The sequence below is a fragment of the Celeribacter naphthalenivorans genome (assembly GCF_020524585.1).
In the GTDB taxonomy this organism is placed as follows: domain Bacteria; phylum Pseudomonadota; class Alphaproteobacteria; order Rhodobacterales; family Rhodobacteraceae; genus Celeribacter; species Celeribacter naphthalenivorans.
On sequence record NZ_JAIVLK010000003.1, the window covers coordinates 558,906 to 583,300 of the forward strand.

The window sequence follows — 24,395 nt, forward strand, 5'->3', positions numbered from 1 at the left end:
AAGATGGACTGCCACCATGACCGACCTTTATCCCGTGAAGCGCGCGCTTCTTTCCGTATCCGACAAAACCGGCCTTGTTGATCTGGGCAAGGCGCTGGCTGCCAAGGGGGTTGAACTGCTCTCCACCGGCGGGTCGGCAAAGACGCTGCGTGACGCGGGGCTCGATGTCAAAGACGTCTCCGAGGTCACCGGTTTCCCGGAGATGATGGACGGCCGTGTGAAGACCCTGCACCCGCGTGTGCATGGCGGGCTTCTGGCGCTGCGCGACAATGCCGAGCATGTTTCTGCGATGGAGGAGCACGGCATTGGCGGGATCGATTTGCTGATCGTGAACCTCTACCCGTTCGAGGCCGCTTTGGCCCGTGGCGCGGAGTATGATGAGATGATCGAGAACATCGACATCGGTGGTCCGGCAATGATCCGTGCGGCGGCGAAGAACCACGGGTTCGTCACAACCGTGGTGGATGTCGAGGATTACGACGCGCTGATCGCAGAGCTTGACGCCAACGACGGCCAGACCTCCTATGCTTTCCGGCAGAAAATGGCCCAGATCGCCTATGCACGCACCGGCGCCTATGACGCTGCCGTGTCGAATTGGATGGCCTCTGCGATTGGCGAAGAGGCCCCGCGTCGTCGTGTGGTTGCCGGTCAGATCAAACAGACGCTGCGCTATGGCGAAAACCCGCACCAGTCGGCGGCCTTTTATGTCGATGGCTCGGAACGTCCGGGTGTCGCCACCGCCGTGCAGCATCAGGGCAAAGAGCTGTCCTACAACAACATCAACGACACCGATGCGGCGTTCGAACTGGTCGCCGAATTCGACCCGGCGGAGACGCCCGCTGTGGCGATCATCAAACACGCCAACCCCTGTGGTGTGGCCAAGGGTTCGACGCTTTTGGAAGCCTATAACAATGCTTTCGACTGTGACCGCACCTCTGCTTTCGGTGGCATTGTCGCGCTGAACCAGGTGCTCGATGCGGAAACCGCGAAAGCCATCGTTGAGATCTTTACCGAGGTCGTCATCGCCCCCGGTGCGACCGACGATGCGAAAGAGATTTTCGCTGCGAAAAAGAACCTGCGTCTGCTGACCACCGAAGGTCTGCCGAATGTCATGGAGAAGCCGAACACGATCCGTCAGGTCGCGGGCGGCTATCTGTTCCAGGATAAAGACGCCGGTTTCGTTGGTATGGACGACCTTAAAGTCGTGACCGAGAAAGCGCCGACGCCGGAGCAGATGAAAGACCTTTTGTTCGCATGGAAAGTCGCGAAACACGTCAAATCCAACGCCATCGTTTACGTCAAAGACCAAGCCACGGTTGGCGTGGGTGCGGGTCAGATGTCGCGTCTCGATTCCGCACTGATCGCCGCCAAAAAGGCCGAGCGTATGGCCGAAGCCATGGGCCTGCCGGAACCGCTGACCAAAGGGTCCGCTGTGGCCTCTGATGCGTTCTTCCCCTTTGCCGACGGTCTTCTCGAAGCTGCCGCTGCTGGCGCGTCTTGCGTGATCCAGCCGGGTGGTTCGATGCGTGACCAAGAGGTGATTGATGCCGCCAATGAGGCCGGTCTCGCCATGGTTCTCACCGGCATGCGCCACTTCCGTCACTAAGGACACATCATGCGGATCACGGCACTGACAGCGCTGATCACCTTTGTGATAGACCAGCTCTCGAAATGGGCCGTGGTCCAAGTCATGAATCTCAAAGAGGTGGGGCAGATCGACGTTCTGCCCCCCTATCTCGTGTTCCACATGGCGTGGAACCGGGGCGCCAATTTCGGGCTTTTGTCCGGGCATGGCGATCTGTTGCGCTGGGGCTGGGTGGTGCTGGCGGTGGTGATTTCGATCTGGGTTCTGCTCTGGGTCCGTCGCGAACAGTTTTCTGCGCTGGGCCAAATCAGTGCCGGGCTTTTGATCGGCGGCGCGCTGGGCAATGCCATCGACCGGATCGTCTACGGCGCTGTGGCGGATTTTCTCAACATGTCTTGTTGCGGCTTTTCCAACCCCTATTCCTTCAATGTCGCCGACATCACGATTTTCGCGGGCGCCTTTGGCCTGATCCTTTTCACGGGCGAGACAAAAAACCGGACGTGACCTTGGTGTCAGTCTGGTTTAAACAGGCTCAGACGCGATTTGCGGAGGAAGGTTTTTATGGTCTCGAATGTGTTCAAAACGGCTCTGTGCCTTGTGGCTTTGACCGCGCTTGTGGCCTGTGGTCAGAACAAGGAACGCGTTCCGAACCGGATCAAAACCGGGCCGGATGAGTTTTCGATCCTGCCCGCCAAGCCTCTGCAAGCCCCGGAAAGCTATAGCGCGCTGCCTGCTCCGACGCCGGGTGGGGCGAACCGTACCGATCCAACACCCAAGGTCGATGCGATCGTCGCATTGGGCGGACGTGTGCCGACGGGCGGTGTTGATGGCGGGATCGTGTCCTATGCCTCGCGCTATGGTGTCGATCCCGAAATTCGTGCGGAGCTTTATGAGGCCGACGAAGGTCGTCGCAAAGGTCGTGGCAGCTATGAACGCGCCTACAAACGTCTTGCCCTCGACCCCTATGCCGAATGGGAACGCCTGCGCGCCCTCGGCATTGATGTGCCGACTGCCCCCGAACAATAAGCGGATCGCGGCGCTTCACGTCCGCGTCAACCCGGTTGTGCTGGCTTCGGCTTTTGCGCACACTCGCGGCGTAATTGATCTGACGCACAAAGGTGCTTTCATGAAATATGGTTTGGCGGCCCTTGTGGCGTTCGCTTTCCCCGCAATCTCCCCGGCTTGTGCGGCTGAGGTGAGCCATTACACTCTGGACAATGGCATGGAGGTCGTCGTGTTGGAGGACCACCGCGCCCCCGTGGTGGCCCATACCGTGTGGTATAAAATCGGCGCCGCCGATGAGCCCGCGGGCAAAAGCGGCATCGCGCATTTCCTTGAGCATCTGATGTTCAAGGGCACGGACGATCTCTCCTCTGGCGAGCTGTCGGAAACCGTGACGCGCAATGGCGGATCGGACAATGCCTTCACCTCTTGGGATTATACCGCCTATTATCAAAGGATTGCGGCGGATCGCCTGCCTTTGATGATGGAGATGGAAGCGGATCGGATGCGCGATCTGCAAATGACCGAAGACGATGTGAAAACCGAACGTCAGGTCATTTTGGAAGAGCGCAACCAGCGGATCGACAACGATCCCGGCGCTCTGTTCCGCGAACAGACCCGCGCGGCACAATATCTCAACCACCCTTACGGCGTGCCGATCATTGGCTGGCGTCAGGAGATGGAACAGCTCTCGCGCGACGATGCGTTTAATTTCTACCACCGCTATTATGCGCCGAATAATGCCATTCTCGTGGTCGCTGGCGATGTCGATCCCGAAGAGGTTCTGGATCTCGCCAAGACCTATTATGGCCCCGTCGCGCCCTCGCCCGATCTCGCGCCCCGATTGCGTCCGCAGGAGCCGCCGCAACTGGCGGAGCGGCGCATGACCATGAGCGATCCGCGCGTGGCGCAGCCCTCGATCAGCCGCACCTATCTGGCCCCGGAACGCGATCCGGGCGATCAGGAAAAAGCGGCGGCGCTGCAAATTCTGGCCGAGCTTTTGGGCGGCAATTCCACGACCTCCTATCTGGCGCGCAACCTGACCTTTACCGATCCCAAGGCGATCTATGTCGGCGCCTATTACGACGGCACGTCGATTGATGACGCCACTTTCGGTCTGATCATGGTGCCAAGCCCGGAAGTGTCGATGGAAGACGCCGAAGCCGCGCTCGACGCGACGCTTGCGCAATTTCTGAAAGACGGCGTCGATCTTGCGGAATTCGAGCGGCTGCAAACCCAGCTGCGCGCCAGCCGGATTTATGCCGAGGACAATATCGAAGGCCTCGCCCGTCAATACGGTCAGGAATTGGCCGTTGGCCTGTCGCTCGACGACATCGAATCTTGGCCGGATATTTTACAAGCGGTGACGCCGGACGATGTCATGGCCGCCGCCAATGAGGTGTTCGACCGCCGCCACGCCGTCACCGGCTGGCTCATGCCCGCGACCACTGAAGGAGCCGAAGGATGAAACATTTTCTGAGTGCAATCATCGCGATGCTTTGGCTGAGCCTGCCCGCGCAGGCCGCCGTTGAGGTGCAGACCGTGGAAAGCCCTGGTGGCATCAACGCCTGGCTGGTCGAAGAGCATTCCATCCCCTTCACCGCGCTGGAGATTCGCTTTCGTGGTGGTACGGCGCTGGATCGTCCGGGCAAACGCGGCGAGACGAATCTGATGATGGCGACGCTCGAAGAGGGCGCGGGAGACTTGGATGCACAGGGCTTTGCCGAGGCGCGCGATGCGCTGGCCGCGAGTTTCAATTTCGATGCCTATATGGATTCGGTGACGATCTCGGCGCGCTTTCTGACCGAGAACCGCGACGAGGCCATGGCGCTGTTGCGCACTGCTTTGATGGAGCCGCGGTTTGATCAGGAGGCCGTCGACCGGGTGCGCGGTCAGGTCCAGTCCATCCTGCGCAGTTCAGAGACCGATCCGGGCGATATCGCCTCGAAAATGTTCTACAAACAGGCCTTTGGCGATCACCCCTATGGCAGTGACGACAATGGCACGGCTGAGAGTGTAGCCGGTCTGACCCGTGACGATATGTTCCTCGCGAAAGACCGCGTGATGACCCGTGATCGTCTCTATGTTGGCGCCGTGGGCGATATTTCTGCCGAAGAACTTGCGACGCTTTTGGACGATCTTTTGGGCGATTTGCCGGAGAGCGGGCCGGAGCTGCCGGAACGTGTCGAGCCGGCGCTGGCGGGGGGCGTCACAGTCGTGCCCTTTGACACGCCGCAATCTGTGGTGATGTTCGGGCAAAAGGGCATCACGCGCGACGATCCCGATTTCATCCCGGCTTACATGGCGAATGAGGTGCTGGGCGGTCATGGCGAATCGCGGCTCATGGATGAGGTGCGTGAAAAGCGTGGCCTGACCTATGGCATCGGCTCGTATCTCGTGCCGTTCGATCACTCCGAATTGGTCATGGGTCAGTTTTCGTCTGGCAACGCCGTGGTGGCCGAGGCGATTGATGTGGTGAAAGACGAATGGGCAAAATTTGCCGAGACGGGGTTGACCGCCGAAGAGTTGGAAATGGTGAAAACCTATCTCACCGGTGCCTATGCCTTGCGGTTTGACGGCAATGGCCCGATCGCGCGCATTCTCGTTGGCATGCAGATGGACGGGCTGTCGCCGGATTACATCACCACGCGCAATGAACAGATCGAAGCGGTGACGCTCGATGACATCAACGCGGTGATCCAGCGGCTTTATGACCCGGAAAGCCTGTCTTTTGTGGTGGTCGGTAGCCCCGAAGGTCTGGTGACGAACTGAGATCGCATCAGGAAAATCCGCCCGATTTCGCCATGGTCGAATCGGGCGGTGTCATGCTACGCCTAGTGGTATGAATTCTCCGACACGCAACATAAGCCAAGAGACCCCGCGCCCCGTCATTCGTCAGCTTGACGAGGGTGCGATCAACCGTATTGCGGCGGGTGAGGTGGTCGAACGGCCTGCCTCCGCCGTCAAAGAGCTTGCTGAAAATGCCATCGACGCCGGCGCGCGGCGGATCGAAGTGGACTATGCCGATGGCGGCAAGACGCTCATCCGTGTCACGGACGATGGCTGCGGGATGACGGCGGATGACCTGCCTCTCGCTCTGTCGCGGCATGCGACGTCGAAGATCGACGGCTCCGATTTGCTCGACATTCACACCTTTGGCTTTCGCGGCGAGGCGTTGCCTTCTCTGGGCGCGGTCGGTCGGTTGAAAATTACCTCGCGCGCCGAAGGGGCCGAGGGCGTGACGCTCTCCGTGTCCGGCGGCAAGATGGAGCCGGTGAAACCCGCTGCCCTCACCCGTGGCACGGTGGTCGAGTTGCGCGACCTGTTTTACGCCACGCCCGCGCGCCTCAAATTCCTGCGCACCGACCGGGCGGAGGCACAGGCGATTTCCGATGTGATCAAGCGTCTCGCCATGGCCGAACCCTATGTCGGCTTTATCCTGCGTGATGTCTCGGGCGGAGGCGAGGGGCGCGTGACCTTCCGCGCCGATCCGCAATCCGGCGATATGTTCGACGCGCTGCATGGGCGGCTCGCCACGGTGTTGGGCAAGGACTTTGCCGAGAATGCGCTGGCGATTGACGCGGAACGCGAGGGGCTGACGCTCACCGGCTACGCCGCGCTTCCGACCTATTCGCGTGGCTCTTCCGTGGCGCAGTATCTTTTTGTGAATGGCCGTCCGGTGCGGGACAAATTGCTCGTCGGTGCGCTGCGCGGGGCCTATTACGACCTCTTGTCGCGAGATCGGCATCCGGCGGCCTGCCTGTTCATCGACTGCGATCCGCATTTGGTCGACGTCAACGTGCACCCGGCGAAATCCGAGGTGCGCTTCCGGGAGCCGGGCATTCCGCGTGGGCTGATCGTTTCCGCGCTGCGCCATGCTTTGGCCGAATCTGGGCACCGGGCGTCGACCACGGTTGCCAATGCGACGCTTGGCGCGATGCGGCCCGAGGTCACGGAACCGCGCGTCTATCAAATGGATCGCCCGTCACAGAATTATTCCGCGCCCTATCGTCCCTCCTCCGAAGTGGTTGAGCAAAGTTACACGTGGCAAGCGCCGGAACGTCCCGAGCCGATGATCACCCCCGGATTTGCCGAAATGTCTGTGCCCTCGGCACGCATGGAAGAGGTTGAGGCGGCGCCTGTGACAGAGGCTTTGCCCTTGGGCGCGGCCCGTGCGCAGGTGCATGAGAATTACATCATCGCCCAGACCGAACGCGGCATTGTCATCGTCGATCAGCACGCGGCGCATGAGCGGTTGGTTTACGAGAAGCTGAAACATCAGATGGCGGAGCACGGCGTTAAGGCGCAGGCGCTTTTGATCCCGGAGATTGTCGAACTCTCTGCCAACGATGCGCAGATGCTTTTGGATCTGGCCGACGATCTCGCGAAGCTGGGTCTGGGCATCGAACCCTTTGGCGGCGGTGCGATTGCGGTGCGCGAGACGCCCGCCATTCTGGGCCGCGTAGACGCCAAGGCGATGATCGAGGACATCCTCGATGAGCTGGCCGATCTGGGCGACAGCTTCACGGTGCAGGCCAAAATCGAAGCGGTCCTGTCGCGCGTGGCCTGTCACGGCTCGATCCGCTCGGGCCGTCGGATGCACGCCGAAGAGATGAATGCGCTTTTGCGCGAGATGGAGGCGACGCCGCACTCCGGGCAATGCAACCACGGTCGGCCCACCTATGTTGAGCTGAAACTTTCCGACATCGAACGGCTATTCGGACGCACATGACACTCGATTTTTCCGATCCTCTCACACTGACCGCTGTGATCGGCGGGGCGGTGTTTCTGGTCTTTTTCATCCTGCTGATCGTGGTGCTGAAACGCTCCGGTGAGGCGGCGAAGATGGCGCTTCCGATTGCGCAGCAAATGAATCAGCTTGGCCAGCGGGTGCAGATGCTCTCGGACGGCCAACAACAGCTTGCCGGTGCCCTGACCCATGTCTCCGAGGCGCAAGTGGCGTCGCAGACCAAGATGCTGGAGCTGATGGAAAAGCGGCTGGCTTTGGTGACCGAGACGATGAACGTGAACCTGCAAGGCTCGGCGCAGCGGACCGCGAAGTCCCTAGGCGCGTTGCAGGAGCGGCTGGAGACCATCGACAAGGCGCAGGCCAATATCGAAAAGCTTTCGGGCAATGTGCTGTCGCTTCAGGACATCCTGTCGAACAAGCAGACGCGCGGGGCGTTTGGGGAAATTCAATTGAACGACATCGTGGGCAAGGCTCTGCCGCGTGACAGCTATACGCTTCAGGCGACTCTGTCGAACGGGCGTCGGGCGGACTGTTTGATCCACCTGCCGAATCCGCCGGGGCCGATTGCCATCGACAGTAAATTCCCGCTGGAAGCCTATGAAGCGCTCAGACGTGCGGAGACGCAATGGGAGCTGAACGAGGCCGCGAAACTGATGCGGCAGGCGGTGAAAAAGCACATCGCGGATATTTCCGAGAAATACATCCTTGAGGGTGAAACGGCGGACGGGGCCTTGATGTTCCTGCCGTCTGAGGCGGTTTACGCAGAGCTTCATGCCAATTTCCCGGAACTGGTGCGTGAGGGATTCGACAAACGTGTCTGGATCGTGTCGCCGACCACCTGCATGGCAACGCTCAACACGATGCGCGCGATTCTCAAGGATGCGAGAATGCGGGAACAGGCTGGGGCCATTCGCAAGGAATTGTCGCTTTTGCACGCCGATGTCGAACGTCTCGGTACCCGTGTTGGCAATCTCGACCGGCATTTCGGGCAGGCGGCGAAGGACCTCGAAGACATCAAAATCTCGGCGGAGAAAGCGGGCAAGCGCGCGCACCGGCTCGACAATTTCGATTTCGAGGAACTGGCGAGCGATGCCACGCCGACCTCCCCCGCGACACTTGTGCAGAAATCGTAAACAGCCCTTCTTAAGTCTGACTCTTTGACTTAGGTCATGTGCCGAAACGGGTGTAGGATGCACACTCAGTCAGACGAATGGAGGACCCCTGTCATGGATATCAGCCCGCACAAAGTTGCTTTTGTCATCGTGCGCGCGCGCGAGCTTGGGGCAAAAGTCGGTCGTTGGGATACGCCATCGGATGACGCCGATGGGGATACGATCCTTGAAGCCCGCCCCTCGGATGGGACCGGGCGCGAGTTGCAAAGCTTCATCCGCGGTTTGAACGAGGATGAGAAAGCGGCGCTTGTGGCGATTATGTGGATCGGTCGCGAAACCTTTGACGATTACGCCGAAGCGTTCGAGACCGCAAAGCAAGAGGCCGTCGGGCCGACCGACAAATACCTCTTGGGCATTCCGCTTTTGCCGGATTACCTCGAGGACGGTCTGGAAAGTCTCGGTGTGGACACCTCCGAGATCGAAGACGAGATTTACCGCAAGGTGTAAGGACCTCGCGAGAGCGATAAGCAAGGCGCCGCACGATTGTGGGGCGCTTTTTATGTCCGAGGTATGAGAGGGCCGGATTACACAGAATTGTGTGCAGATGTACACATTTCCTTTTGAATAAAAGAGCTTAGGTCTGTGCTGTGGCCAGCGCGACAGATGCCATGGCCCATGCCCTATGGGGCAAACTGTGATTTAAAAGGAGACCTCCCCATGAAAGCTCTTAGGTTCTACGCCGCGAAAGACCTTCGCATCGAAGAGATTGACGATATTCCCCAGCCGGGGCCCGGGCAGGTGGCCATCAAGAATAAATATGTCGGCATTTGCGGCACGGATTTGCACGAATATGTCGCGGGTCCGATTTTCGTGCCGGTCGAGCCGCATCCTTTCACCAAGGCACAAGCTCCGCAGGTTCTGGGCCATGAATTCAGCGGCGAAGTGACCGCCGTCGGCGAAGGTGTGACCCATGTGAAACCGGGCGACCGCGTGTCGGTGCAGCCGCTGGTGATGCCGCGTTCGGGCGACTATTTCGCCGACCGTGGGCTGTTCCACCTGAGCGAAGATCTGGCGCTTGTGGGTCTGAGCTGGATGTCCGGCGGTATGGCCGAAGCGGCCATCGTCAACGACTACAACGCGGTGAAAATCCCGGACAACATGAGCTGGGAAGAGGGCGCGCTGGTCGAGCCGACCGCCGTGGCCGTCTATGCCTGTGAGCGTGGCGAGGTGACGGCGGGTGACAGTGTGCTTGTGACCGGGGCTGGCCCGATTGGGATGCTCGCGATGCTCTCCGCAAAAGCCTATGGCGCGACGAAAATCTTCCTCTCCGATGTGAACGAAACCCGTCTGAAACTGGCGCGTGAGATCATGCCGGAGGTCATCACCTTCAACCCGATGAAGGACGATGTGGTGGCCGAGATTCGTGCCCAGACCGAAGGTGGCGTTGGCTGTGACAAGGTGATCGAGGCCTCGGGCAACGAAGCCGCGCTCAACACCGGGCTGCAAGCCGTACGCAAACAGGGCACGATTGTTCAGGTCGGTCTGCACACCAAGGACAGCAAGCTGCATTGGCATGATGTGACCTTCAAAGACGTCGACGTGCGCGGTGCCTGGGCCTATCCGACGCATTACTGGCCGAAAGTGGTCGATCTGATCGCGTCGGGCGCGATCCCGGCGGAGAAAGTCGTAACCAAGAAAATCGTGCTGGACGATGCCGTGACCGAAGGCTTCGACGCGTTGCTCGATGCCTCCGGTGAGCACGTCAAAATCCTGATCGATGTGACGAAGTAAGTCATCGTGACATCAAGGGTGGCGCGTCCGGTCTCGGGCGCGCCATTTTTATGCGATTCTCTTCTCCGCTCGCCATTCCTCCGCCCGCCTGTGCGGAAATTGCGCTTGAGAGGACGGTTTGAAATCGGTCATGGCTTTCGCATGACGCAGAACGATGGGCGCGCACGCCTGACCATCTTTTTCCTCTGGATCACCGGGATTTTCGCCGCCGGGCAATTTGCCAAGGTTGCGGTCGCCTTCCCGCTATTTCGGGCGCTTTATCCGGGGCTTGGGCCAAAGCTTGGGTTTTTGATCTCGGCTTTGAGTGTGATGGGCCTCGTGTTCGGGCTCTTCGCCGGGATGATTCTGTCGCGCTACGGGTTTCGCAAATTGCTGATGCTGGCGTTGGGGCTTGGCGGGGCCTTGTCGCTGTTTCAGGCCAGTCAGCCCGCTTTCGGTCTGATGCTGGCCAGCCGGGTGCTTGAGGGTGCATCGCATCTCATGATCGTCGTCGCCGCGCCGACCCTGATCGGACAGATCGCACCGACCGCATTTCGCAACACCGCCATGGCGCTTTGGAGCACGGTGTTTGCCGTGGCTTTTGCGGTGTTCTCATGGCTGGGGCTGCCCTTGGCGGAGCGTTTTGGCCTGTCGGTTCTGTTGATCGTGCATGGGGGGCTGCTTTGGACCATGGCTCTGATTCTGTCGCGGCGTTTGCCGCCCGTGGTGCGGCGCGACCCTGTGGCTGCATTGCGTCTGCGCGAGATCATGGCCAAACATGTGACGGCCTATACCTCGCCCGCGATTGCGGCGCCGGCGGCAGGCTGGCTGTTCTATGCCATGGCCTTTGTGGCTCTCGTGACGGTGTTCCCGGACTTCGTCTCAAACGATCAGCGCGGGTTTATTTCCGGCGTGATGCCTCTGGCTGCGTTGAGCGTGTCGATGACGCTGGGCATCACTTTGCTGCGCTTTGTGTCGCCGATTGCGGTGCTGGTGAGTGGCTTTTCCATCGCGGCGATCTTGGCGCTTTGCCTGGGCCTGAGTGGCGGACAGGCGTGGATTGCCGTGGCGATGATTGCCTCTTTGGGGTTCGTGCAGGCGGGAAGTTTTGCGTCGATCCCGGTTCTCAATACTACACAAGAAGATCAGTCGCTGGCCAATGGCGCCTTGGCCCAGACCGGGAATGCGGGCAACCTGATCGGCACGCCTTTGTTGCTGTGGTTGGTGGAGCGGTTTGGTTTGTCGGGGCTGGTTGGTTTTGCCTGTGTCGTCTTTTGTTCCGGCGCGCTGGTGCATCTTTGGTTGATACGTCTGAGGCGCAGCGCCTGAACGGGGCCAGAGTGGCGCGCAGACACAAAAAAACCGCCCGAAAATCGAGCGGCTTTTTTAGATGATCGCTGCTGATCTTAGCCCTGACGGGCTTTGAAACGGCGCTGCGTCTTGTTGATCACGTACACGCGGCCTTTACGGCGCACGACGCGGCAGTCGCGGTGCCGGTTCTTCAGCGAACGAAGCGAGTTACGAACTTTCATGTCCAGTCTCCTTGTCGCGGCGCCTGCGTGCGCCAGTTAAAACCAATCTGACCGGTCGGATGGTGGGCGTAACAAGGTTCGAACTTGTGACCCCTTCGATGTCAACGAAGTGCTCTACCACTGAGCTATACGCCCGTCCGTCCGTGGGAAACTGCGTCTTATCCGATGTTTCGCAAGCGGTTAGGCGAGCGGCGTAACGAACAAGACGCGGGCATTTCCCGCGTCAGTCCGTGGGCGTATAAAAGGAGTCGGATGATTGTTCAAGAGCTTTTGACAGAGATTTTTGGTCCGCCCGCGTGTTTCTCCGGCGCGCTTAGCGTTTTTGCAAGAGAAAAGGGCGACGATTGGGGAGACTTGAAGCGTGTTTTTCGTGAAATGAAGGTCTTCGGATTTTGAGAAAACGCACTATAGTTGTTTTATGAAAGGACTTTAGATGATCCCAGCCCCCTTTCTTTTGCAGCGCCCCGAGCAGAGAACCTCCTCTGTGGTTTTCGCGTCGCCGCACAGTGGGCGGGCCTATCCGAAGGAGATGTTGGCGCATGGGCTGTTGGATGCCTTGCAGTTGCGCTCGTCCGAGGATGCCCATGTGGATCGGATCTTTTCGCGCGTGCCGGAATTTGGCGCCGTGCTGTTGTCCGCGACCTATCCACGGGCCTGGGTCGATCTCAATCGCCGCTCCGACGAATTGGACCCCGCGTTGATCGAAGGCGTGCCGCGTGTCGGGATGAATCCCCGGATCGCTTCGGGGCTTGGGGTGATTCCGCGCGTGGTGTCGGGAGGGCGGGCGATTTATCGCGGCAAGATGAGCCGTACCGCCGCGCAGGAGCGGCTGGATCAGGTCTGGACGCCCTATCATCGGCTTTTGCAATCTGTGCTCGAAGAATCGCATGCGCTGTTCGGACAGGCGATTCTCATTGATTGCCACTCTATGCCGCGCGAGGCTCTGTCGACGGTGCGCACGGGGCAAAAGAAACGTCCTGAGATCATCATCGGTGATCGCTATGGCGCCTCTGCGCGTCCCGACATCGTGAAAGCGGTCGAATCGGCGTTTCGAGCGCAGGGTTTCGTCGTTTCGCGCAATGTGCCCTTCGCCGGCGCCTATGTGACACAGCATTACGGGCGCCCGTCGCGCCAGTTTCACGCCATTCAGGTCGAGATTGATCGCTCGCTCTATATGAATGAGGCGACGCTTGAGCCGCATCGCGATTTTGCGGCGTTTCGCGATCGGATCACGGCGGCGGTTCGGATCATCACGGAGATCGGGACGGAACGCTTGCCTTTGGCGGCGGAGTGATCGCGCTCAACGCAGCGCACGGCCTTTCACAATCGCATCTGTGCCAAATCGTTTTCTAATCTCGTCGCTGGCTTTTTCTGCCTTGGCCCTTTTGATGGCGTCCGGGTCGAGCAGGTCGGGGGACAGATCGGCCTGAGACGCGGGCACGAGATCGGAAATGCCGATGCCGATCAGGCGAAATGGCCCCTGATCCAAAGCGGGGATCAGCAGATCGCGCGCGGTGCGGAACATCCTGTCCGCGATATTCGTCGGCTCATGGAGCGTCACACGCCGCGTCAGGCTGGCGTGATTGGTGCGTTTGAGTTTGAGGGTCACCACCCGGCCTGCGATGTCCTTGGCCTTGCTCCGATCCGAGACCTTTTGCGCCAATCGCCAGAGATGACCTTCGAGCAGGTCGAGTGTGGCGATGTCGTCGGAAAACGTGGTCTCATTCGAGATGGATTTCACCGGGCGATGGGCCGAAATCCGGCGTTTGTCCTCGCCGCGCGCGAGATGCCAGAGCCGATCCCCCATGGCGCCGAAGCGATGATGCAGATCGTCTTTTTCCCAGCGCCTCAGATCGGTGAAGGTGCGAATGCCGGCCTTCTCCAAGGCTCCCCGCGTTGCCTGCCCGACACCCCAGATGAGGCTCACCGGCTTGTCGGCAAGGAAGTCCAGCGTCTCCGCCTGACCGATCACGGAAAAGCCGCGCGGTTTGTCCAAATCAGAGGCGATCTTGGCGAGGAATTTGTTGTGCGACAGCCCGATGGAGCCCGTGAGCTGTAAGTCCTCGTGCATGCGTTTCACCAAACGCGCGAGCATGACCGCGGGCGGGTGGCCGTGGAGTTTCGTGGTGCCTGTGAGATCCAGGAAGGCCTCGTCCAAAGACAAAGGTTCCACATCCGGGGTCAGCTCATTCATCATGTCGCGAATCTCGCGCGACGCGCTCACATAGGCCTCCATGCGGGGCTTTACGATCACGGCTTCGGGACACAACGCCAAAGCCTTGAACATCGGCATGGCCGAGCGCACGCCTTTGATCCGGGCGATGTAACAGGCGGTGGTCACCACCCCGCGCTTTCCGCCGCCGACGATCACCGGTTTGTCGCGCAAATCCGGGTTGTCGCGCTTTTCGACCGAGGCATAGAACGCATCGCAATCCATATGCGCTATCGACAGCGTGAACAGCTCCGGATGCGACAAGACACGCGGCCGCCCACAGGCCGGACAACGCGGGCCGGTTTCAAAGGTGGTCAGACAATCGCGGCAAATGGCGGGCATGTTTTGCTTCCTTCACGGAGGCGCATCCTATACCCATCGCTTTCGAGGGGCCATGTGCCTCATGATATCAGTTTGAGGAAAGGTTTCTCATGAATTCCATTGATCCGTTTCAGGTCTTGTCCGGGGGCAATATCGTCACCCTGGCTTTGGCTGGTTTTATTATCCTGCTCGTTCTCAAAGGGGTGCGGATCGTCCCGCAATCGGAGAAATATGTGGTCGAACGTTTTGGTCGTCTGCGCACCGTGTTGGGGCCGGGGATCAACTTTATCGTGCCTCTGATCGACGTGGTGGCGCATAAGATTTCCATTCTTGAGCGCCAGCTTCCGAATGCAATGCAGGATGCGATCACCTCGGACAACGTGTTGGTCAAGGTCGAAACCTCCGTGTTTTATCGCATCATAGAGCCGGAAAAGACCGTGTACCGTATTCGCGACATCGACGGCGCAATTGCCACCACGGTGGCGGGGATCGTGCGGGCCGAGATCGGTAAGATGGAACTCGACGAGGTGCAATCGAACCGCTCGCAATTGATTTCCACCATCAAGGCGTCTGTCGAAGATCAGGTGGACAATTGGGGCATCGAGGTGACGCGCGCCGAGGTGCTTGACGTGAACCTTGATGAGGCGACCCGCGCCGCGATGTTGCAGCAGCTCAATGCAGAACGTGCCCGTCGTGCCGCCGTGACCGAGGCTGAGGGTGAAAAGCGCTCTGTCGAGCTGAACGCCGACGCCCAGCTTTACGCCGCCGAACAAGCCGCCAAAGCGCGCCGGGTTCAGGCCGAGGCCGAAGCCTATGCGACTGCGGTTGTGGCCGAAGCCATTACGGATCACGGCATCGAATCCGCGCAATATCAGGTCGCGTTGAAACAGGTTGAGGCCTTGATCGCGCTCGGTGCAGGGCAGGGGCAGCAGACCGTTGTCGTGCCGGCCGCCGCGCTTGAGGCCTTTGGCGATGCGTTCAAACTTTTTAGAGGGAAAGCCTGATGCAAACGCCTGCCATGGAAAACGTCATGCTGTTGCAGCAATGGTGGGTCTGGGCGGTGGCGGCCATCGCCCTCATGGGGCTCGAAGTGCTGGCGCCCGGGTTCATTTTCCTTGGCTTCGGCGTGGGGGCCGGGATCGTGGCGCTTTTGCTCGCAGTTGGCCTCTTCGGCAGCAACATTGCCGTGATTCTCCTGATCTTCGCCGTGCTGTCTTTGGTGGCCTGGCTCGCCATGCGTCAGGTGTTTGGTGTGCGCAAAGGTCAGGTGAAAGTCTGGGACAAGGACATCAATGACGATGTCTGAGGATTTTGGCCCCTTCGATGGGGCCAAGATCGCCATTTTGCGGGGCGATGACGTTCTGACGCTGTTGCGCGACGATCGCCCCGATATTCCTTACCCCAATCACTGGGATCTGCCGGGCGGTGGACGTGAGGGGAATGAGACGCCGTTTGAGACCGTGGCGCGCGAGCTGTTCGAAGAATTGTCTGTCGAGATCGACCCCGCGCATGTGATCTATCACGTCGAGGAGCGGGGCTATACCAATCCCAATATGAAGGTGCATTTCTTCGTCGCCCGCTGGGAGGCGCTGGCGGATGAGGCCATCCGTTTGGGCGATGAAGGGCAGGCTTGGGGCTGGATGCCGTTGCTGGACTTCGTGCGCCGGGAAGATGCAGTGATTTCCCTGCGCGGGCGGCTTGAGCGTTACCTGCTTTGGCAGGAGCGGAACTGATCCGGGAACTTTTGGCCAAGGCGTTGCGTTGTTTTCCCGACTGGAAATGAAACGCAAAGGAAAAGCTCATGGCACAAAATGAGTCTTACAACCAAAGCTCTGGCAACGGTGGCCTGTACTTTATTCTTGGCGCAGTGGTCGTTGTTCTGGGCGTGATCCTCTACGTGGTCATGGGCGGTGACACGACGCCGATGACGGAAACGGGCGACAGCGCCTCTGTGACGATCAACAACGATGCGCCGGACAATGGTGGCTCTGCCTCCGTGACGACCGAAGAGCCTGCCGCAGAGGCTCCGGCCTCGGAATAAGCGCACATATATATAATGAAAAACGGCGCCCTATGAGGCGCCGTTTTTGGTTCAGGCTTTGGCGATTTCGCCCTGGATCTCCAGCGCAGCCTTGCGCGGGTCCTTGGCCTGCCAGATCGGGCGGCCGACGACGATGTGATCGACCCCGTCCTGAATCGCCTGCGCCGGTGTGGCGACGCGTTTCTGATCGCCGAGGGCTGCGCCTGCCGGGCGCACGCCGGGGGTGACGATGAGCTTGCCCGCCGCTTCGGGCAGGGCGCGGATCAAGGCGGCCTCTTGCGGCGAGGCGATGATGCCATCGGCGCCGGCGGCAAAAGCATTGCCCGCCCGTTCCTGAACCAGATCGCGAATCTCACCCTCTTTGATCAGCGCACCATCAAGATCGGCGCGGTCCAGAGAGGTCAGGATGGTGACGGCGAGGATTTTGGTTTGCGACCCGGAGGCGCCTTCTTTGGCGGCTTTGACCACATAGGGGTCGCCATGCACGGTCAGGAAATCCATGTCATATTGCGCCACGCCGCGCACGGCGTTTTCGACCGTCGCACCGATGTCGAAGAATTTCATGTCGAGGAAAATCTTTTTCCCCTGTTCCTGTTTCAGCTCATTGGCCAGCGCAAAGCCGCCGCCCGTCAGCATGCCAAGCCCGATCTTATAAAAAGACACGGCGTCCCCAATGCGATTGGCCAGTTCCAGCCCCTGAACCACGTTGGGCACGTCGAGGGCAACAATCAGTCGGTCGTCTGCGGTCATATCTGCGGCGGTCATGGGGCATATCCTTTAAAAGACAGGTTGCCCCTCCATCCGCATTTATCCCTGTGGGGTCAAGCCCTAGGGCCCCGCGCGCGGGATCGTTTGCTTATGCCGTCAATCGCCCGCTGTCGGCGGCGGTGTCCGCCACGCGTTTGAGATGCGCGACATTGGCGCCGCGACCGCGTGCTCTCAAAGCCCGCGCCCGCAGGACAAGCCCGCGTGAGATGGTTTTGAAATCGGCGGTGATCGGCGCCTGAAGTGCGACCGGGTAGGTGACTTTCTCAAAGGCCTCGTGAAAAACGACCTTGGCCTCGTAGCTTTGCTCTACTGCATTATAGGTGAGACCCTGAACTTCTGCTCCATAGCTTTGCATGGTCTGAACTCCTTGCGTGCTGTTTCACCCCTAACGCGGCAGGCTCCGATTTTGTTCCAATTTTGCAACAGGTCCTCTTGCGGGGGGCGGGTGCGATCCCCATTTAGGTGAGGAAGGCCCCGACCCTCATGCGTGCCGCAAAGCGGGCGCGGACATCCAACCGGGGCGCTTGGAAGAGGAGAGACGGTATGAACATGGAAAAGTTCACCGAACGGTCGCGTGGTTTCCTTCAGGCTGCGCAAACGATCGCGATGCGGGAGAGCCATCAGGCTTTGAAACCCGAACATCTTTTGAAGGCATTGCTTGATGATGAAGAGGGCTTTGCCGCCAACCTGATTTCGAATGCAGGGGGCGATGCGAAAGCTGTGCTGGCCGCCAATGAGGCTGCCGTGAACAAATTGCCAAAGGTCTCCGGCGATGCTGGTCAGACCTATCTGGACCAACAGACCGCGAAAGTGCTCGATGAGGCCGAAAAGCTTGCCAAGAAGGCAGGCGACAGTTTCGTGCCGGTCGAACGCGTGTTGACCGCTTTGGCGATCACCAGATCGGGCGCGAAAGATGCGCTGGATGCCGGTGGGATCACCGCGCAGAAACTCAACGCCGCGATCAACAACATTCGCAAAGGCCGCACCGCCGACAGTGCCTCCGCCGAAGACGGCTATGAGGCGCTCAAAAAATACGCGCGTGACCTGACCGAGGCCGCCGAGGAAGGCAAGATCGACCCTATTATCGGCCGCGACGAAGAAATTCGCCGCTCGATGCAGGTTCTGTCGCGTCGGACCAAGAACAACCCTGTTCTCATTGGCGAGCCGGGTGTGGGTAAAACCGCGATTGCCGAAGGTCTTGCTTTGCGGATCATAAACGGAGACGTGCCCGAGAGCCTGAAGAACAAGCGTCTTCTGGCGCTCGATATGGGGGCGCTGATTGCCGGTGCGAAATATCGTGGTGAATTCGAGGAACGTCTGAAATCCATCCTGAAAGAGATCGAGGCCGCCGCTGGCGAAATCATTCTCTTTATCGACGAGATGCACACGCTTGTGGGCGCGGGCAAATCGGACGGGGCGATGGATGCCGCCAACCTGATCAAGCCTGCGCTGGCGCGTGGGGAGCTTCACTGTGTGGGTGCGACCACTTTGGATGAATACCGCAAATATGTGGAAAAAGACGCGGCTCTGGCCCGTCGCTTCCAACCTGTGATGGTTGAGGAGCCGACGGTCGAGGACACGGTCTCGATCCTGCGCGGCATCAAAGAGAAGTATGAGCTTCACCACGGGGTGCGGATTTCCGACAGCGCTCTGGTTGCGGCGGCGACGCTCAGCCATCGCTACATCACGGACCGGTTCCTGCCGGACAAGGCCATCGACCTTGTCGATGAGGCGGCGTCGCGTCTGCGGATGGAAGTGGACAGCAAACCCGAAGAGCTTGATGCGCTCGATCGTCAGATCCTTCAGCTTCAGATCGAAGCCGAAGCCCTCAAGAAAGAGGATGACGACGCGTCCAAACACCGTCTGGCCAAACTCGAACAAGAGCTGGCCGATCTCATGGAGAAATCCGATGCGATGACGGCGAAATGGGAAGCGGAGCGTCAAAAACTCGAAGGCACCCGTGATCTGAAAGAGCGGCTCGATCAGGCCCGCGCGGCGTTGGAAATTGCCAAGCGTGAAGGCAATCTGGCGAAAGCCGGGGAGCTGTCCTATGGTGTGATCCCGCAGCTCGAAAAACAGATCGCAGAGGCCGGGGACACCGAAGCCGAGGGCGACCTGATGGTCGAAGAGGCCGTGCGTCCCGAACAGATCGCCGAGGTGGTCGAACGCTGGACGGGGATTCCGACGTCGAAGATGCTTGAAGGCGAGCGGGAGAAACTTTTGCGGATGGAAGAGGGCCTGCACAAACGGGTCATCGGTCAGGAAGCCGCCGTGCACGCCGTCGCCAATGCGGTGCGTCGGGCGCGGGCGGGTCTCAACGACGAAAACCGTCCGTTGGGCTCCTTCCTCTTCCTCGGGCCGACGGGTGTCGGGAAAACCGAGCTGACGAAAGCGGTCGCGGAGTTCCTGTTTGACGACGACACGGCGATGGTGCGCATCGACATGTCCGAGTTCATGGAGAAACACGCGGTGGCCCGTCTGATCGGCGCGCCTCCGGGGTACGTTGGCTATGACGAAGGCGGTGTGCTGACCGAAGCCGTGCGGCGCCGGCCTTATCAGGTCGTGCTGTTCGATGAGGTCGAAAAGGCCCACCCGGATGTGTTCAACGTGCTGTTGCAGGTTCTTGACGATGGTGTGCTGACCGATGGTCAGGGCCGCACCGTGGATTTTAAGCAGACGCTGATCATTCTGACGTCGAACCTCGGGTCGCAGGCGTTGAGCCAACTGCCCGAAGGTGTCGACAGCGCGACGGCGAAACGCGACGTGATGGACGCGGTGCGGGCGCATTTCCGCCCCGAGTTCCTCAACCGTCTCGATGAGACGATCATCTTTGATCGCCTTGGTCGTCAGGACATGGGCGGGATCGTCGAGATCCAGTTGGCGCGGCTCGAAAAGCGTCTGGCGAAACGCAATATTTCGCTGGCGATTGATGAGGGCGCCAAGGTCTGGCTCGCCGACGAAGGCTATGACCCGGTGTTCGGCGCACGTCCGTTGAAACGCGTGATCCAACGCGCGTTGCAGGACCCGCTGGCCGAGCTGCTCTTGGCGGGAGACGTCAAGGATGGCGATGCGATCCCGGTCTCTGCCGGAACGGAGGGGCTGATCCTGGGCGAACGCACGGGGGCCACGCATAAGCCGAAGCCTGAGGATGCGGTTGTCCACTAAGGACATCGGACAAAAGATAAGAGGGCGGCCTTTCGGGGTCGCCTTTTTCATTGGTTCTGAGAATGGGCGAGACGCTGCGGTGCAGGATGCGGATGCAGCGGGGGAGTGCAGCGAAAGATTGCGCTAACGTTTTTGGAATACAGGTTGTCTTCTGTGCCCCCTGTGTCAGGGTCGGGCCAAAGGATTTGGCAAACAAAGAGGTATCCCATGACCGTTTGGCATTGGGCGATGATGGCGCTTCAGGTTCTTGCGCTGGTGTTCGTGGTGGCGATCGGGGTGATCGCGCTGGTCGCGATGGCGCTTTATGTGATCGACAAACGCCAGACGCGTGATGCGATCTTGCGGAACTATCCGGTGATCGGGCACTTCCGGCATTGGTTTTCCACGCTGGGCGAATTCTTTCGTCAGTATTTCTTTGCCATGGACCGCGAAGAGATGCCGTTCAACCGCGCTCAAAGGGATTGGATTTACCGGGCCTCTGACGGCAAAGGCAACACGGTGGCTTTCGGCTCGACGCGTTCGCTGTCGATCCCCGGCACGCCGATCTTCATGAACGCCGCCTTTCCGCCGCTCGACGACCAATTCGCGACCACCGATCCTATGACCATCGGTCAGCATTGCCGCGTGCCCTATAATGCCACGTCGATTTTCAATATTTCCGGCATGTCCTATGGCGCGATTTCCAAGCCTGCGGTTCTGGCGCTCTCGAAAGGTGCGAAAGAGGCGGGGATTTGGCTCAACACCGGGGAAGGGGGGCTGTCGCCTTTCCACCTCGAAGGGGGCGCGGATTTGGTTTACCAAATCGGGACGGCGAAATACGGCATTCGCGACGAGGCGGGGAACCTCGATGACGACAAGCTGCGCGCCATGGCGGCGCATGAGCAGGTCAAGATGTTCGAGATCAAGCTGTCTCAGGGCGCCAAGCCGGGCAAGGGTGGCATTCTGCCCGCCGCCAAGATCACGCCGGAGATTGCGCAAATCCGCGGGTTGCGTCCGGGTGAGGACGGGATTTCCCCGAACCGCCACCGCGAGGTGGACGATTTCGGCGACCTTTTGGATTTCATCAATCACATCCGCGATGTGACTGGCAAACCGGTCGGTTTCAAATTCGTGGTCGGCTCTTCGCGCCCTTGGGCCAAGTTCTTTGAGCTGATCAAGGAGCGCGGCGATGAATATGCGCCGGACTTTATCACCATTGATGGCGGCGAAGGCGGCACGGGGGCGGCGCCGATGCCGCTCATCGACCTTGTGGGTATGCCGATCAAGGAAGCGCTCATTCGTATTGTGGACTTGCGTGACAAATACGGGCTGCATGATCGCATTCGGATCGTCGCCGCGGGCAAGCTGGTGAACCCGGCCGATGTGGCCTGGGCGATCTGTGCGGGGGCTGACTTTGTCTGTTCCGCGCGGGGCTTTATGTTCTCCTTGGGCTGTATTCAGGCCTTGAAGTGCAACAAGAACACCTGTCCCACCGGCATCACCACCCACGATCCGCATTTGCAGGCCGGTCTCGTGGTGCAGGACAAATACAAGAAAGTGGCGGCCTACGCGAAAACCACCACCAAAGAGTTGGAGATGATCGCGCATTCCGTTGGTGTGTTGGAGCCGCGTCAGATGCGGCGGCGGCATGTGCGGATCGTTCAGGCGGATGGCACCTCTGTCCCGCTGGACCGGATTGTGCCGAGTTTCCATCGCGAAGAATACGAGGATGGGGCGGAAAGTTACAAAATCCAAACGCAGTTGTGAGATGAGTTTGGTTTGTGGCGGCGAGCTTCCGCGCTAGCGTCTGAGTAACGCTCAGGAGGAAGTCATGTCGGCCAAGTACAATCTGCCCTATTCGCATGTGACGCCGGAGACGGCCTATCTCAGCCGCCGCGCCGTGATGGCCGGCTTTGCAGGTGCGGGGCTATTGGCCGCCACGGGCGCTCAGGCGCAGGATATGCCGGAATTCGAGATCAAAGGGTTCGACACCACGGAAAAGCCGAACACCTTTGAAGAGATCACCAGCTACAACAATTTCTATGAGTTCGGCACGGGCAAAGAAGACCCGATGCGCTATGCCGGGAGTCTGACCACCGATCCGTGGTCGGTCGAGATCGACGGCATGGTCGAGCGACCCGGCTCTTATGGTTTGGGCGATATTCTGGCAAAGGTCGACATCGACGAGCGCATTTATCGTTTCCGCTGTGTCGAGGCTTGGTCGATGGTCATCCCGTGGAACGGGTTTGAGCTGAACCAATTGCTCAATCTCGCGGGGGTTCAGCCCTCCGCCAAATATGTGCGCTTCGAAACGCTCTATCGTCCCGAAGAAATGCCGGGGCAGAAACGCGCCATTTTGGACTGGCCTTATGTCGAGGGATTGCGACTCGATGAGGCGATGCATCCGCTGACCCTCATGGCGACCGGGCTCTATGGCAAAGAGCTGCCCAATCAGAACGGCGCGCCGCTTCGGTTGGTGGTGCCATGGAAATACGGGTTCAAGTCGATCAAGTCGGTGGTGAAGATCACACTGCAGGAAGAGCAGCCGGTGAATACCTGGAAAGCGACGAACCATCGCGAGTATGGATTCTATTCTAATGTGAACCCGGAGGTCAGCCATCCGCGTTGGTCGCAGGCCTCTGAGCGGCGCATCGGCGGCGGACTCTTTGCCTCGCGCATCGCGACGGTGAAATTCAACGGTTACGAAGAACAGGTCGGCGATCTCTATCGTGGTCTGGACCTGACGAAGAACTACTGATGATCGATCACCTGAACCGCCTCGCTCGCAAAATTCCAACCTGGCCGCTCTATCTCGGCGCGCTGATTCCGCCCGCGTGGTATTTCTATGCGGGTCTCACCGGTCAATTGGGTGTCGATCCCGTCAAGGCGATGGAGCACAAGATCGGGCTCTTGGGGCTACAGGTTCTGATCGCTTCTCTATGTGTGACGCCGCTGCGCCGTCACCTCGGGCTGAACCTCATCAAGTTCCGTCGCGCGCTGGGCTTGATCGCCTTCTTCTATATCGTGCTGCATCTCACGGTCTGGATCGTGCTTGATGTGCAGATCATGTCCCAGATCATCGCGGACATTTATAAGCGTCCCTATATCACCATTGGCATGGCGGGGTTCGTGCTGATGATCCCCTTGGCTGCAACCTCCTATAATGCCGCGATCCGCAAACTCGGTCGCAAGTGGCGTCAGTTGCATAAGCTCGTCTATCCGGCGGTGCTCTTGGGGGGCGTGCATTTCGTGATGCTGCGCAAAGGCTGGCAACTGGAGCCGTTGCTCTATGTGGCGGCGATTGTCGTGCTTTTGCTTCTGCGCGTGCCGATGTGGCGCAAAGTGATGCGTCCGACCTGAATGATTCCGACCGATTCACCCGAGTCACCCGCGAGTCGGGGAGGAGTCGGGCGATTCACTTCCGATTCATCCGCGATTCACCTCCTGAAACGGGGGTGAATCGGCGGATTGAAGGAGGTGAATACCAAATGTTGCGTGACCCCATGTGGGTAACCGCAATTCGTTTCGTTAGCGCCTGATGTCTTCTGCCGCCCTGGCGTCCGAAAAGGCCGTATTTCCAAAGGCTGCTACAAAAATTTATTATGTAAATCAGTTATTTAGTATGATTTCTGAGGAAATCGTCATTTTTCTTTTAAAAAGCGCTTGCGGGTTTGAGTGACTCGCCTTAGAACCCCCTTCACCGGCGGCGCAGACAGCGCAGCACGGGACGCCAGACGGACTGGCTGGGGCGCTCGAGAGGGTGGCTTGGACGGGAAGCGCGGCAGAAAATTTGAGGCAGATCTGGGCGGGCGCGCCGTTAAGTTTAGGGCGCACTGGTCTGGTTTTTGTCTCTTGCTCTTTGAAATTGATAGATGAACGAAGAGATATGTGGGCGGTTTGGTCTTAACGACAAGAACGTCTGTATATCGCGCTCTTAGGGATTTCGGTCCTGATGATAGAGTGTCAGCTTCACTGTTTGGACGGCTTTTGTTTCTTCGGAAACTAAGCACAACAAACAGTTTTCCATTCGACCTTAGCTGGTTGGATGGAGTGATGTGCAGAGGTTCGACGTCAAGGTTATGATGGTAACATCATTTCAACTTGAGAGTTTGATCCTGGCTCAGAACGAACGCTGGCGGCACGCCTAACACATGCAAG

24 protein-coding genes, 1 tRNA gene and 1 rRNA gene are annotated in these 24,395 nt (G+C 59.3%); 21 read left to right on the forward strand and 5 right to left on the reverse strand.

The genetic code is table 11. The features are described 5' to 3' along the window. Window positions 1-16 precede the first annotated feature (16 nt). The 10 genes from purH to LC094_RS09390 all read left to right on the forward strand — a co-directional run bounded on the left by purH (window position 17) and on the right by LC094_RS09390 (window position 11,548). Window positions 17-1,606 (forward strand): bifunctional phosphoribosylaminoimidazolecarboxamide formyltransferase/IMP cyclohydrolase, encoded by a 1,590-nt coding sequence (gene purH, locus LC094_RS09345; RefSeq protein WP_226552158.1) that lies wholly within the window; start codon window positions 17-19, stop codon window positions 1,604-1,606. A gap of 9 nt (window positions 1,607-1,615) precedes the next feature. Next, complete coding sequence (gene lspA / locus LC094_RS09350; protein ID WP_226552160.1) at window positions 1,616-2,089, forward strand: signal peptidase II; 474 nt, start codon at window positions 1,616-1,618, stop codon at window positions 2,087-2,089. A gap of 57 nt (window positions 2,090-2,146) precedes the next feature. After that, window positions 2,147-2,611 carry a DUF3035 domain-containing protein gene (locus LC094_RS09355; protein WP_226552162.1) on the forward strand — a complete coding sequence of 155 codons (465 nt, stop codon included), beginning with the start codon at window positions 2,147-2,149 and terminating at the stop codon, window positions 2,609-2,611. Window positions 2,612-2,711: 100 nt separating this feature from the next. Further along, the gene (locus LC094_RS09360) at window positions 2,712-4,055 is read left to right on the forward strand and encodes a M16 family metallopeptidase (protein WP_226552164.1); all 1,344 of its coding nucleotides are present in this window, start codon (window positions 2,712-2,714) and stop codon (window positions 4,053-4,055) included. Then, a complete protein-coding gene (locus LC094_RS09365; RefSeq protein WP_226552166.1) occupies window positions 4,052-5,359 on the forward strand; it encodes a M16 family metallopeptidase in 1,308 nt (435 codons plus the stop codon). Before LC094_RS09360 ends, LC094_RS09365 begins: the two co-directional genes overlap by 4 nt. Before the next feature lie 70 nt (window positions 5,360-5,429). After that, entirely contained in the window at window positions 5,430-7,319 is a 1,890-nt protein-coding gene (gene mutL, locus LC094_RS09370) for a DNA mismatch repair endonuclease MutL (RefSeq protein ID WP_226552168.1), read from the forward strand. Further along, window positions 7,316-8,470 (forward strand): DNA recombination protein RmuC, encoded by a 1,155-nt coding sequence (locus tag LC094_RS09375; protein WP_226552170.1) that lies wholly within the window; start codon window positions 7,316-7,318, stop codon window positions 8,468-8,470. Before mutL ends, LC094_RS09375 begins: the two co-directional genes overlap by 4 nt. 93 nt (window positions 8,471-8,563) lie before the next feature. Beyond that, window positions 8,564-8,956 carry a DUF3775 domain-containing protein gene (locus LC094_RS09380; protein ID WP_226552172.1) on the forward strand — a complete coding sequence of 131 codons (393 nt, stop codon included), beginning with the start codon at window positions 8,564-8,566 and terminating at the stop codon, window positions 8,954-8,956. Window positions 8,957-9,166: 210 nt separating this feature from the next. After that, window positions 9,167-10,240, forward strand: coding sequence for a 2,3-butanediol dehydrogenase (locus LC094_RS09385; protein WP_226552173.1), 1,074 nt, complete (start codon window positions 9,167-9,169; stop codon window positions 10,238-10,240). Window positions 10,241-10,381: 141 nt separating this feature from the next. Then, window positions 10,382-11,548 carry an MFS transporter gene (locus LC094_RS09390; RefSeq protein ID WP_226552181.1) on the forward strand — a complete coding sequence of 389 codons (1,167 nt, stop codon included), beginning with the start codon at window positions 10,382-10,384 and terminating at the stop codon, window positions 11,546-11,548. A gap of 77 nt (window positions 11,549-11,625) precedes the next feature. Here LC094_RS09390 and ykgO read toward each other — a convergent pair whose 3' ends face one another. Beyond that, a complete protein-coding gene (ykgO, locus tag LC094_RS09395) occupies window positions 11,626-11,751 on the reverse strand; it encodes a type B 50S ribosomal protein L36 (RefSeq protein ID WP_005850168.1) in 126 nt (41 codons plus the stop codon). Between the two features lie 60 nt (window positions 11,752-11,811). Continuing rightward, window positions 11,812-11,886: transfer RNA gene (locus LC094_RS09400), tRNA-Val, on the reverse strand. 117 nt (window positions 11,887-12,003) lie between these two features. On the opposite strand from LC094_RS09400, the gene LC094_RS09405 reads away from it, so the two are divergent. Then, entirely contained in the window at window positions 12,004-12,147 is a 144-nt protein-coding gene (locus LC094_RS09405) for a hypothetical protein (protein WP_226552183.1), read from the forward strand. Window positions 12,148-12,184: 37 nt separating this feature from the next. Further along, complete coding sequence (locus LC094_RS09410; protein ID WP_226552185.1) at window positions 12,185-13,045, forward strand: N-formylglutamate amidohydrolase; 861 nt, start codon at window positions 12,185-12,187, stop codon at window positions 13,043-13,045. Window positions 13,046-13,051: 6 nt separating this feature from the next. Here the strand turns inward: LC094_RS09410 and LC094_RS09415 are convergent, their stop codons facing one another. After that, the gene (locus tag LC094_RS09415; RefSeq protein WP_226552187.1) at window positions 13,052-14,305 is read right to left on the reverse strand and encodes a DNA polymerase IV; all 1,254 of its coding nucleotides are present in this window, start codon (window positions 14,303-14,305) and stop codon (window positions 13,052-13,054) included. 89 nt (window positions 14,306-14,394) lie between these two features. On the opposite strand from LC094_RS09415, the gene LC094_RS09420 reads away from it, so the two are divergent. The 4 genes from LC094_RS09420 (at window position 14,395) to LC094_RS09435 (ending at window position 16,325) form a co-directional block, all read left to right on the forward strand. Beyond that, window positions 14,395-15,288 carry an SPFH domain-containing protein gene (locus tag LC094_RS09420; protein WP_226552188.1) on the forward strand — a complete coding sequence of 298 codons (894 nt, stop codon included), beginning with the start codon at window positions 14,395-14,397 and terminating at the stop codon, window positions 15,286-15,288. Then, window positions 15,288-15,590 carry an NfeD family protein gene (locus LC094_RS09425; RefSeq protein WP_226552190.1) on the forward strand — a complete coding sequence of 101 codons (303 nt, stop codon included), beginning with the start codon at window positions 15,288-15,290 and terminating at the stop codon, window positions 15,588-15,590. Before LC094_RS09420 ends, LC094_RS09425 begins: the two co-directional genes overlap by 1 nt. Beyond that, window positions 15,577-16,017, forward strand: coding sequence for an NUDIX hydrolase (locus LC094_RS09430; RefSeq protein ID WP_226552192.1), 441 nt, complete (start codon window positions 15,577-15,579; stop codon window positions 16,015-16,017). The genes LC094_RS09425 and LC094_RS09430 overlap by 14 nt, the downstream gene beginning before the upstream one ends. A gap of 68 nt (window positions 16,018-16,085) precedes the next feature. Continuing rightward, window positions 16,086-16,325, forward strand: coding sequence for a hypothetical protein (locus tag LC094_RS09435; RefSeq protein ID WP_226552194.1), 240 nt, complete (start codon window positions 16,086-16,088; stop codon window positions 16,323-16,325). 51 nt (window positions 16,326-16,376) lie between these two features. On the opposite strand, the gene pyrF is transcribed toward LC094_RS09435, so the two are convergent. Together pyrF and LC094_RS09445 are read right to left on the reverse strand one after the other, a co-directional pair. After that, the gene (gene pyrF / locus LC094_RS09440; RefSeq protein ID WP_226552196.1) at window positions 16,377-17,090 is read right to left on the reverse strand and encodes an orotidine-5'-phosphate decarboxylase; all 714 of its coding nucleotides are present in this window, start codon (window positions 17,088-17,090) and stop codon (window positions 16,377-16,379) included. A 91-nt stretch (window positions 17,091-17,181) separates the two neighbouring features. Beyond that, a complete protein-coding gene (locus LC094_RS09445) occupies window positions 17,182-17,448 on the reverse strand; it encodes a hypothetical protein (protein ID WP_226552198.1) in 267 nt (88 codons plus the stop codon). A 188-nt stretch (window positions 17,449-17,636) separates the two neighbouring features. Between LC094_RS09445 and clpB the strand changes: the two genes are divergently transcribed. The 5 genes from clpB to LC094_RS09470 form a co-directional block, all read left to right on the forward strand. Then, window positions 17,637-20,258, forward strand: coding sequence for an ATP-dependent chaperone ClpB (clpB, locus tag LC094_RS09450; RefSeq protein WP_226552199.1), 2,622 nt, complete (start codon window positions 17,637-17,639; stop codon window positions 20,256-20,258). Window positions 20,259-20,465: 207 nt separating this feature from the next. Further along, the gene (locus tag LC094_RS09455) at window positions 20,466-22,004 is read left to right on the forward strand and encodes an FMN-binding glutamate synthase family protein (RefSeq protein WP_226552201.1); all 1,539 of its coding nucleotides are present in this window, start codon (window positions 20,466-20,468) and stop codon (window positions 22,002-22,004) included. A 64-nt stretch (window positions 22,005-22,068) separates the two neighbouring features. Further along, on the forward strand, window positions 22,069-22,995 hold the full coding sequence (msrP, locus tag LC094_RS09460) for a protein-methionine-sulfoxide reductase catalytic subunit MsrP (protein WP_226552203.1): 927 nt from the start codon (window positions 22,069-22,071) through the stop codon (window positions 22,993-22,995). After that, the gene (gene msrQ, locus LC094_RS09465) at window positions 22,995-23,597 is read left to right on the forward strand and encodes a protein-methionine-sulfoxide reductase heme-binding subunit MsrQ (RefSeq protein WP_226552205.1); all 603 of its coding nucleotides are present in this window, start codon (window positions 22,995-22,997) and stop codon (window positions 23,595-23,597) included. Before msrP ends, msrQ begins: the two co-directional genes overlap by 1 nt. Window positions 23,598-24,334: 737 nt before the next feature. Further along, window positions 24,335-24,395: ribosomal RNA gene (locus tag LC094_RS09470) — 16S ribosomal RNA — on the forward strand; the annotation flags it as partial.

What these genes read in the sequence shown, in the direction of transcription:
- purH (WP_226552158.1), top strand. Translation starts at nt 17, where the DNA reads ATGACCGACCTTTATCCCGTGAAGCGCGCGCTTCTTTCCGTATCCGAC.
- lspA (WP_226552160.1), top strand. Translation starts at nt 1,616, where the DNA reads ATGCGGATCACGGCACTGACAGCGCTGATCACCTTTGTGATAGACCAG.
- LC094_RS09355 (WP_226552162.1), top strand. Translation starts at nt 2,147, where the DNA reads ATGGTCTCGAATGTGTTCAAAACGGCTCTGTGCCTTGTGGCTTTGACC.
- LC094_RS09360 (WP_226552164.1), top strand. Translation starts at nt 2,712, where the DNA reads ATGAAATATGGTTTGGCGGCCCTTGTGGCGTTCGCTTTCCCCGCAATC.
- LC094_RS09365 (WP_226552166.1), top strand. Translation starts at nt 4,052, where the DNA reads ATGAAACATTTTCTGAGTGCAATCATCGCGATGCTTTGGCTGAGCCTG.
- mutL (WP_226552168.1), top strand. Translation starts at nt 5,430, where the DNA reads ATGAATTCTCCGACACGCAACATAAGCCAAGAGACCCCGCGCCCCGTC.
- LC094_RS09375 (WP_226552170.1), top strand. Translation starts at nt 7,316, where the DNA reads ATGACACTCGATTTTTCCGATCCTCTCACACTGACCGCTGTGATCGGC.
- LC094_RS09380 (WP_226552172.1), top strand. Translation starts at nt 8,564, where the DNA reads ATGGATATCAGCCCGCACAAAGTTGCTTTTGTCATCGTGCGCGCGCGC.
- LC094_RS09385 (WP_226552173.1), top strand. Translation starts at nt 9,167, where the DNA reads ATGAAAGCTCTTAGGTTCTACGCCGCGAAAGACCTTCGCATCGAAGAG.
- LC094_RS09390 (WP_226552181.1), top strand. Translation starts at nt 10,382, where the DNA reads ATGACGCAGAACGATGGGCGCGCACGCCTGACCATCTTTTTCCTCTGG.
- ykgO (WP_005850168.1), bottom strand. Translation starts at nt 11,751, where the DNA reads ATGAAAGTTCGTAACTCGCTTCGTTCGCTGAAGAACCGGCACCGCGAC.
- LC094_RS09405 (WP_226552183.1), top strand. Translation starts at nt 12,004, where the DNA reads ATGATTGTTCAAGAGCTTTTGACAGAGATTTTTGGTCCGCCCGCGTGT.
- LC094_RS09410 (WP_226552185.1), top strand. Translation starts at nt 12,185, where the DNA reads ATGATCCCAGCCCCCTTTCTTTTGCAGCGCCCCGAGCAGAGAACCTCC.
- LC094_RS09415 (WP_226552187.1), bottom strand. Translation starts at nt 14,305, where the DNA reads ATGCCCGCCATTTGCCGCGATTGTCTGACCACCTTTGAAACCGGCCCG.
- LC094_RS09420 (WP_226552188.1), top strand. Translation starts at nt 14,395, where the DNA reads ATGAATTCCATTGATCCGTTTCAGGTCTTGTCCGGGGGCAATATCGTC.
- LC094_RS09425 (WP_226552190.1), top strand. Translation starts at nt 15,288, where the DNA reads ATGCAAACGCCTGCCATGGAAAACGTCATGCTGTTGCAGCAATGGTGG.
- LC094_RS09430 (WP_226552192.1), top strand. Translation starts at nt 15,577, where the DNA reads ATGACGATGTCTGAGGATTTTGGCCCCTTCGATGGGGCCAAGATCGCC.
- LC094_RS09435 (WP_226552194.1), top strand. Translation starts at nt 16,086, where the DNA reads ATGGCACAAAATGAGTCTTACAACCAAAGCTCTGGCAACGGTGGCCTG.
- pyrF (WP_226552196.1), bottom strand. Translation starts at nt 17,090, where the DNA reads ATGACCGCCGCAGATATGACCGCAGACGACCGACTGATTGTTGCCCTC.
- LC094_RS09445 (WP_226552198.1), bottom strand. Translation starts at nt 17,448, where the DNA reads ATGCAAAGCTATGGAGCAGAAGTTCAGGGTCTCACCTATAATGCAGTA.
- clpB (WP_226552199.1), top strand. Translation starts at nt 17,637, where the DNA reads ATGAACATGGAAAAGTTCACCGAACGGTCGCGTGGTTTCCTTCAGGCT.
- LC094_RS09455 (WP_226552201.1), top strand. Translation starts at nt 20,466, where the DNA reads ATGACCGTTTGGCATTGGGCGATGATGGCGCTTCAGGTTCTTGCGCTG.
- msrP (WP_226552203.1), top strand. Translation starts at nt 22,069, where the DNA reads ATGTCGGCCAAGTACAATCTGCCCTATTCGCATGTGACGCCGGAGACG.
- msrQ (WP_226552205.1), top strand. Translation starts at nt 22,995, where the DNA reads ATGATCGATCACCTGAACCGCCTCGCTCGCAAAATTCCAACCTGGCCG.